Annotated in this window: 2 protein-coding genes and 1 pseudogene; all 3 read right to left on the bottom strand. The window is 64.3% G+C overall.

Translation table 11 applies throughout. From position 1 onward, the window contains the following. Positions 1 to 251 (bottom strand): hotdog domain-containing protein (locus HXX15_RS22905; protein WP_296519216.1); only part of this gene is annotated, 251 nt, incomplete at its 3' end. Between the two features lies 1 nt (position 252). Continuing rightward, positions 253 to 2,190, bottom strand: coding sequence for a 3-hydroxyacyl-CoA dehydrogenase NAD-binding domain-containing protein (locus tag HXX15_RS22900; protein ID WP_296519215.1), 1,938 nt, complete (start codon positions 2,188 to 2,190; stop codon positions 253 to 255). Between the two features lie 244 nt (positions 2,191 to 2,434). After that, positions 2,435 to 2,761: pseudogene (locus HXX15_RS22895) on the bottom strand (acetyl-CoA C-acyltransferase); the annotation flags it as partial.

Below are 2,761 nucleotides of genomic sequence, written 5' to 3'. Positions count from 1 at the left end.
ACCTTGACGACGTCGACGTAGAAGCTGACGACATCGCCGACGGAGATCGGCTGCTTGAAAAGGAAGGAATTGACCGCCACGGTCGCGACGCGTCCGCGCGCACGCTGCATGGCCGCGATGCCGCCGGCAACGTCCACCTGTGCCATCACCCAGCCACCAAAAATGTCCCCCGAGGGGTTGGTGTCGGCGGGCATGGTCATCACCCGCAGGACGGGCGTTTTCTGCGGTGGCGTGGCGATCCGTTCAGTCATTTCAGGCTCCTGTGCTTTTGATGTAATTCATCGGTCCACCGGTGAAGGGTGCAAATCCGGTGCCGAAGATTACACCGCCGTCGGCCAGGTCGGCGTCCGCGACGATGCCGCCGGCAACGCATTTTTGCGTCGCCGCCAGCAGCGGACCCACCAGGCGTTCGGCAAGCTTGGCCGGCACGCTGCCGGCCGGAGCCTTGACGGCCTTGCCTTTCTCGTAAGCGTAGAAACCCTTGCCCGTCTTGCGGCCGAGGTTGCCAGCAGCGACGAGGTCCGCCAGTTTCTTCGGCGCCTCGGTAACACCGGCTGCCAGGCTCTTGCCCGCCGCCATCGCCACGTCGAGACCGACGGTGTCGGCCAGTTCGATCGGCCCCATGGGCATGCCGAAAGCGAGCGCGGCTTCGTCCACGGTTTCCGGGGACAGACCTTCCTCGACGCAGCGCATGGCTTCGAGCATGTAGGGCGCCAGCACGGCGTTGACCAGGAAGCCCGGCGCATCCTTCACCGGCAGCGGCAGCTTGTCGATCTTGCGCACGAAGGCCGCGGCCTTCTTCGCGGTCGCGTCGTCGGTGGTCGCGCCCTGCACGACTTCGACCAGCGGCATCTTCGCCACCGGGTTGAAGAAGTGGATGCCGACCAGGCGAGCCGGATTCTTCAGCGCTTGGGCGATGTCGCCCAGACGCAAGCTGGAGGTGTTGGACGCCAGCAGGGCATCGGGTTTGGCACGTGCCTCGACATCGCGGAACAGCGCCTGCTTGGCATCGAGATTCTCGAAGATGGCTTCGATGATGACGTCGGCCTGGCGCACGCCCTCGCCCGCCGGATCGGGAATCAGGCGATCGAGCACAAAGCGCATCTGCTTGTCGGCGTCGCGGTCATAGCGGAATTTGCGGCGATAGGCTTCGGCCGCGCGCTTGATGGCCGGCGCGATGCGCTCGATTTTCTGGTCCTGCAGCGTCACGGTCATGCCGCGCTGCGCGCACCATGCAGCGATGTCGCCACCCATGACGCCAGCACCGATCACATGCACGCGCTTGGGCGCAAAACCGGCTGCCTCCTTGCCGAAGCTCTTGAGACGCTCCTGCAGGAAGAAGACACGAACGAGGTTACGCGTCGTCGCCGAGCCGATGATGGCATCAAGCGATGTCGGCGAGTTCGCAGGTACGGCGAGCGCATTGCCGCCATAGTTCTGCCACATGTCGATGATGGCGTAGGGTGCCGGGTAGTGCTCCTGGCGCGCACGCTTGGCCACCTGCTTCCTGGCCTGCGATGCGACGATGCCGGACAGCGGCGCGCTGTTCATCAGCCGCTGCATCAGCGGCAGTTGATGACGCGGACGGCCCGACAATGCCACCATGCGCGCGGCGTTTTCCATGACGCGCGGCGGTACGCATTCGTCGGCAAGACCCATGCGCTTGGCGCGCTTGGCGTCGATGCCCTTGCCGGTCAGCATGATGTCCAGCGCGGCGGCGGGGCCGACGAGCTGCGGCAGGCGCAGCATGCCGCCCCAGCCGGGAACAATGCCGAGCATGACTTCGGGCAATGCGAACTTGGTGCCCGGCTCATCCACCGCAACGCGGTAGGTGCAGGCCAGCGCCAGTTCAGTGCCGCCGCCCATGCAGTGGCCGCGCACCAGCGCCAGTGTGACGTAAGGCACGGCAGCGAGGCGGTTGTAGAGATCCCAGCCGCGCTGCACCAACGCACGGCCCTTGGCCGGCGAATCGAGCGTGGTGAACTCCTCGATGTCGGCGCCGGCGATGAAGCCCGCTTCCTTGCCCGAGCGGAAGATCAGCGCCTTGGGCGGTTCGCGGTCGCAGATGTCGAGAAGCTGCGCGAGTTCGGCCATCACTTCGGCCGAGAGTACGTTGGTGGAGGACTCCGCCTTGTCGAGCGTGGCCCAGGCAATGCCGTCGGCATCGCGATCAAGTTTCCAGTTTTTCATAAAGAACCTTTCACTACAGAGGGCGCAGAGGCATGTGAACTCAAACCATGACTCCGGCAACCTACTTCGTCATTCCGGCAACTTACTTCGTCATTCCGGCGAAAGCCGGAATCCATGGGTGTTCTCGCCAGGCGCAGTGGATTCCGGCTTTCGCCGGAATGACGAGACAAATTGAGCACAAGGGGCAACCGCTGAATTTCACGGCTGATCATGTTTTGCATATCATTCCTTGCGTCGCGGTGGTTCACAGAGCTTCCACAAGCATGGCGCCGCCCTGGTCGCCGCCGATACAGATCGAGGCGATGCCGCGCTTGCCGTTTGTACGTTTGAGTACCTGCAGCACATGCAGTACGATGCGTGCGCCGGAGGCGCCGACCGGGTGGCCTTGCGCTACCGCGCCACCGTCGATGTTGAGCTTCGACTCGTCGAGCGTGCCGAACGCGCCGGGCAACCCGAGCTGCTCGCGACAGTAGTCGTCGTCCTGCCAGGCACGGATGCAGCCAAGCACCTGCGCGGCGAAGGCTTCGTTGATTTCCCAGGCGTCGACATCGTCGAGCTTCATGTTGTGACG

The organism is Rhodopseudomonas sp. (assembly GCF_013377015.1).
Classification (GTDB): Bacteria; Pseudomonadota; Alphaproteobacteria; order Rhizobiales; family Xanthobacteraceae; genus JARJEH01.
This window is presented reverse-complemented; position numbering and strand designations above follow the sequence as displayed.

Bases quoted from the DNA above. Each gene is read 5' to 3' on its own strand.
- HXX15_RS22900 (WP_296519215.1), bottom strand. From the start codon at position 2,190: ATGAAAAACTGGAAACTTGATCGCGATGCCGACGGCATTGCCTGGGCC.